The 5,203-nt window shown below is 72.9% G+C and carries 6 protein-coding genes; 2 read left to right on the top strand and 4 right to left on the bottom strand.

All coding sequences use genetic code 11. The features are described 5' to 3' along the window. Positions 1 to 24 precede the first annotated feature (24 nt). Both C1I93_RS28060 and C1I93_RS28055 read right to left on the bottom strand, forming a co-directional pair. Positions 25 to 714 (bottom strand): hypothetical protein, encoded by a 690-nt coding sequence (locus C1I93_RS28060; protein WP_146603594.1) that lies wholly within the window; start codon positions 712 to 714, stop codon positions 25 to 27. Next, positions 707 to 1,360, bottom strand: coding sequence for an RNA polymerase sigma factor (locus tag C1I93_RS28055; protein ID WP_223256176.1), 654 nt, complete (start codon positions 1,358 to 1,360; stop codon positions 707 to 709). Before C1I93_RS28055 ends, C1I93_RS28060 begins: the two co-directional genes overlap by 8 nt. 383 nt (positions 1,361 to 1,743) lie before the next feature. Here C1I93_RS28055 and C1I93_RS28050 point away from each other — a divergent pair, with 383 nt between their 5' ends. Beyond that, on the top strand, positions 1,744 to 2,949 hold the full coding sequence (locus tag C1I93_RS28050; protein ID WP_111246275.1) for a hypothetical protein: 1,206 nt from the start codon (positions 1,744 to 1,746) through the stop codon (positions 2,947 to 2,949). A 33-nt stretch (positions 2,950 to 2,982) separates the two neighbouring features. Here C1I93_RS28050 and C1I93_RS28045 read toward each other — a convergent pair whose 3' ends face one another. Together C1I93_RS28045 and C1I93_RS28040 are read right to left on the bottom strand one after the other, a co-directional pair. Then, positions 2,983 to 3,348, bottom strand: a complete 366-nt coding sequence (locus tag C1I93_RS28045; protein ID WP_111246273.1) for a VOC family protein — start codon at positions 3,346 to 3,348, stop codon at positions 2,983 to 2,985. Between the two features lie 104 nt (positions 3,349 to 3,452). Continuing rightward, a complete protein-coding gene (locus C1I93_RS28040; protein ID WP_111246272.1) occupies positions 3,453 to 3,935 on the bottom strand; it encodes a MarR family winged helix-turn-helix transcriptional regulator in 483 nt (160 codons plus the stop codon). Between the two features lie 53 nt (positions 3,936 to 3,988). On the opposite strand from C1I93_RS28040, the gene C1I93_RS28035 reads away from it, so the two are divergent. Then, positions 3,989 to 5,203 (top strand): multidrug effflux MFS transporter (locus C1I93_RS28035; protein WP_111246271.1); only part of this gene is annotated, 1,215 nt, incomplete at its 3' end.

Below are 5,203 nucleotides of genomic sequence, written 5' to 3'. Positions count from 1 at the left end.
GGGAGGACCCGCCCAGCCCCGCGGTCAGCGGCCGGGAGTGCTCGGCGTGGCCGCCGGGACGTTCCCCGAGGGGGGTGCGGGAACGGTCCCGTTCGGGACGCCACTTGGCCGCTTGGTGGCCGGCGTGTCGGGCCGGCTGGTCGGTGCGCCGCCACCCGGTGCCGGCGTGGGCCGGTCGCTGGGCCGCCCGGTGGCGGGTGGCGCGATCGAGGGACGACGACGGGATTCGTCGGACAGGGCGTCCGCGCAGTAGTCCTGCACCTTGTCAGCCCCGCCGGCCGCCTCGACCAACTCGGTGAAGGCGGGGTTCTCCAGCGCCTTGCCGGGGTTGTCGGCGGCACCGGCCGCGTACGCCTCACAGAGCCCGGCCAGCGCCACGCCGCCGAGGCCGGTGGCGGCGATGACGCTGGCGGCCTTGGCGGTGAGCAGCTTCGTCAGGAAGATCTTGAGCATCGGTTCTCTCCGTGGTGCGGGTCGGCGGGTGAGGTCGGCAGCGGCCACGAACGCCGCAAGTGCCGCCTGCTCCCCGGCCAACTCGTCGGGCCGGATCGGTCCACGCGCGGCGCGCAGCGGTACGGCGAGCCGACCGGCCCGGCTCAGGGCGACGGGGTCGCCGTCCAGCAGCCGTTCAGCGGTGTCCCGATCCATGCTTCGAGGTGGCGGATTGTTCATCTCGTGTTCCCTGGCGTCGTCCGGGGTCATTTCGTCACTCACCCGTCGGGGACGGACGCAGCGTCGGCCTGGATGGACGTAACCCCTGCTCAGTTGCGGTGGAGTTGGTCGGCGTGGCGGTTCGGTCGAGCTGCGCGGCCAGCCGGCGCAGCCCCCGCCAGGCAGCGGTTCGTACCGCGCCGGGACGCTTGCCCAACACCCGGGCGGTGGCCCGGGCGTCGAGTCCCACCACCACCCGCAGCAGGATCGCCTCGGCCTGATCGCGAGGTAACGCGGCGATCATCTCGATCGCGGCACGGGTCGCGACGGCCTGGACCGCCTGGTCGGCGGTGTCGTGTCCGGCGGGCAGATCGAGAAGTACGTCGGCCGGCAGGCTCACCGCCGGTCGTCGTCCGGTGCGGCGCAGATGGTCAAGCGCCCGATGCCGGGCTATCCCGACGGCCCAGGCCCGGAACCCGCCGCCCTCGTCGCGGAACCGGCGCAGGTCACGAGCGATCTGCAACCACGCCTCCGAGGCCACGTCCTCGGCGTCGCCGCCCACCATGCCGCGCAGGTAGCGCAGCAGCCCGGGCTGTACCTCCCGGTACAGCAGGCGGAACGCCTCCTCGTCGCCGTCGTCCCGGGCGGCCGCCACAAGTGGTCCGAGGTCCGGTTCGGACGCATCACCGCTGCCGGTCGTCACCGCCACCGCCAGCACGGATCCACAGTCACCACCGCCTGCTCCGGTATCGCCAGCACCCTCGCCACCAGATCCGCCATCACGTGCCGCCGCCCGGCGGGGCGGCGGCACTGGTCAACGCTCTCGATTGATTGGCGTGCTGGATGCCGGTCATGTCACAGCCGGCGGGTGGAGCGGGCCCGGCGGTGGTGGCGGAGCGGTCCGGGAGGTGGTGGCGGAGCGGGCCCCGGAGGTCGGCGATGGAAGCAAAACCACCGTATCGTCCGTTTTGGTCCGCCGATCGGGTAATTCGTCCCGGGTTGGCCGTGCCGTCGTGGTACTCGATGCCGTTAACACTGTGACACCCCATCTGGTGGCCTGCGGTTGGTGGCATGCGCGGCGAAGGAGTCGGCGTGGCAAGGACTGATTCGACGGGTTCGACATGGCGGTACCGGTGGGCGCGCCGGCAGAACGAGCGCCGGCTGCGGCTGTTCCGCAGCGACGAGGAAACCTGGCGGCGACGCGACGACGAGCTACGCCGCCTGCGTACGCTCGCCGAGCAGTGTCACGGTTCGGCCGCGGCCGGCCACGGCCTGCCACTGGAACTGAACCCCGACGAGCTGGTGCTGCGGGTGGTGCCGGCGGCGCAACTCGTGGACGTACGGCACATCGCCGTGCTGCCCGCCCCGGAGCTGACCGTCGACCCCCAGGGTGGCCGGCTGCGACACCGCCCGCCCGACGGGGTCCGGGTCACCGACGCCGGCATGGCGGTGATCACCAACCGCCGGCTGGTGCTGCTCGGTGGTCGAGGCCGACGGGACTGGGCGTACGGGCGGATGACCGGCCTCGTCCACGATCCGCAGGCACCTGTCACGCTGATCCAGGTGCTCGACCGGCGACGCATCTCCGGAGTGCTGCTGCCCGTCGACGCGGCTGCCGAGTTCCGGTTCGTGCTCACCTTGGCCTTCGCCGACGCGATCGAGCAGCGGGCCGCCGTCATCGCCCAACTCGACGAGTTGACCGCCGAACACGCGGCGAACCGCCCGACCCGGCCGGGCATCGCCACACCGGGTCAGGCCCGGTTGTCGGCGCTGATCCCCGGCGGCCGGCGTACCGCGGTGGTCGCCGCCGGGCTGGCCGTGACCGTGCCGCTGGTGCTGGCCAACGTCGGCCCGTCAGACCCGGCCGGTCGGGAGGTCGCGGTCGCCGCCACCCCGGCGCCGGCCGTGAGTGTCACGGCCACGAAGGCCGCCAGGACATCGGGCGGTGGGAAGACGTCGACGGCACGGGCCACCGGCACGCCCTCGGCACAGCCGGGCAGCTCCGGCCGCAACGGGCCCGGCGCGCCGGACACCTCCGGCTCCCTGGCGCAGCCGGCCGCCGAGACCTCCGAACCGCGCTGCGGCGCACCGGCCAACCCGTTCGGGTACGGCTTCTGCGGCGGCGACAAGATCCGTGAGCCGGCCCGCGAGCTGTGCGACCACTTCGACTGCGTACCCGGTTTCTGGGAGGGCCGGGGCTACCTGGTCGAGTGCGGAAACGGCAAGGTCAGCCTGGCCGGCGGCAGCTCCCGGGCGTGCGGCCAGCACGGCGGGGTGCGCCGCGTCGTGCTGGCCTGACCACCTGCTCCGCCTCGGGCCGGCCGGCCCTGCCTACCCGGGGGCGTGGCAGACCGCCTCGACGTTGTTGCCGTCGGGATCCCTGACGAACGCGCCGAAGTAGCTGGGGTGGTATTCCGGCCAGACCCGGGGTGCGTGCAGCACCTGGGCGCCCACCGCCACCGCCGCGTCGTGGAAGGCGTTCACCGCCGCCCGGTCGGCGGCGGTGAACGCGATGTGGCTTTCCCGCGTCGAGCCCTCACCGGCCGGGCTGAGCCAGAAGTCGGGAGTGCCGCTGCCATAGCCGATGGCCTCGGGGTATTCCAGCATCCGTCGGGCGCCCAGAGCGGCCAGCACGGCGTCGTAGAAGGTGAGGCTGGCGTCGAGGTCGCGGACCTGGATGCCGAGATGGTCGAGCATTTGCTGTCTCCGTCGGGTGTGCGAAGGAACCAGGACGGCGCCGAGCCTAGGCCCGACGTACGACATCACAGGGGGTTTCGACGTGGAGGTGGACGTCCGCCGGGTCACCTAACGGGAGGACATGCGCGGCTAGCCGGCTCGGCGCGGCGCGGGGTGGTGGCGTGGTCGGCCAGGCGGGACAGCGCCGGCACCGCCGCTAGCAGCTGCTCCCGGTCATCGACGTCCAACTCGGCCAGCGCCGCCGCGAGCAGGTCGCGGCGGTGCTGCGCATAGGCGGCGATCCGCTCGCGCGCCGCGTCGGTGAGATCCAACCGGACGGTACGCCGATCGGCGGGATCCCGCTCCCGGCTCAGCAGGCCGGCCGAGGTCAGCTCCCCGACCAGGGTGCTCACCGTGTTCGCGGCGGTGCCCAGACGTTCGGCGGCCTCCCGGACGCTGATCCCTGGCTGCCGCTGCACCAGTCGCAGCACCTCCACCTGCGCGTCCGGCAGGGCCACCGTCCCCACCCACAGGTTGGCCTTGCGCCGCAGCACCCGGTGCAGGTCGCCCAGGGCCATGCTGAGGTCGCCCAGCGTCTGCTCCGTCACACTACGACCTTTCCCCCGTCGAATAACTCTGTAGGCAGAGCTATCGTAGCCGGATGTCGAAGATCAGTGTGCCCGCCGCCGCCGCGCCGGAGCGGTTCACCGCACCCACCGGCCGCGCCGCGCTCGGGCTGCTGGTGCTGCTCGGCAGCCTCACCGCGATCGGCCCGCTGTCGCTTGACACGTACGTGCCGGCGCTGCCCGAGATGACCCGCGACCTGGCCAGCAGCCAGGCACAGATTCAGCTCTCGTTGACCACCTGCCTGGTCGGCATGGCCCTCGGGCAACTCGTCACCGGCACCCTGAGTGACCGCTGGGGACGTCGCCGGCCGGTGCTGGTGGGTGTGGTCGCGTACGCCCTGATCTCCGTGCTCTGCGCGCTCGCGCCGTCCGCGGAGGCCCTCGCCGCGGCGCGTTTCCTGCAAGGCTTCGCCGGCGGCATGGGCACTGTCGTCGCCCGTGCCGTGGTCCGCGACCTCTACGCCGGACGGGCCGCCGCGAAATACTTCTCCCGGCTCGTGCTGGTCTTCGGTCTCGCCCCGATGGCCGCCCCCGCCTTCGGCGGCCTGATCCTGCGCCTCACCAGCTGGCGCGGCATCTTCCTCGCCCTCACCGTCATCGGGACTCTGCTCGCGATCGCCGTCGCGAGCCGGCTGCCCGAGACGCTGCCCGCCGCCCGGCGCAACACCGGTGGCCTGGCCGCGACCGCCCGCATCGGCCGCGCCCTGTTCACCGACCGCGTCTACCTCGGGTACGCGCTGACCCAGGGACTCGCCTTCGCCGGACTCTTCGCCTACCTCTCCGGCTCCTCATTCGTCCTCCAGGATGTCTTCGGCCTCTCCGTCGGCACGTTCACCCTGGTCTTCGGCGTCAACGCCCTAGCCTTCGTCACCGTCGGCCAACTCAACGCCCGGCTGCTCGACCGGTACGAGCCCCGCCCGCTGCTCGTCACCGGCCTCAGCATCGGCCTGTTCGCCGCGCTCACGCTGATCACCGGGGCGCTGCTCGACGCCCTGCCGCTGGTGATCGTCGCGCTGTTCGTCCTGATCGGCTCGCTCGGCATGGTGATGCCGAACGGCACCGCCCTGGCCCTGGACCGGCACGCCGCCCACGCCGGCACCGCGGCGGCACTGCTCGGCGGCATCCAGGCCGTGGTCGCCGCCGGCGCCGCCCCCCTAGTCGGCCTAGCCGGCGAGGGCACCGCCCTCCCCATGGCCCTGGTGGTGACCACCACAGCCACCGCCTCCCTACTGACGCTCCTCACCCTCGCC

The organism is Micromonospora endophytica (assembly GCF_003236305.1).
Lineage (GTDB): Bacteria > Actinomycetota > Actinomycetes > Mycobacteriales > Micromonosporaceae > Micromonospora > Micromonospora endophytica.
This window is presented reverse-complemented; position numbering and strand designations above follow the sequence as displayed.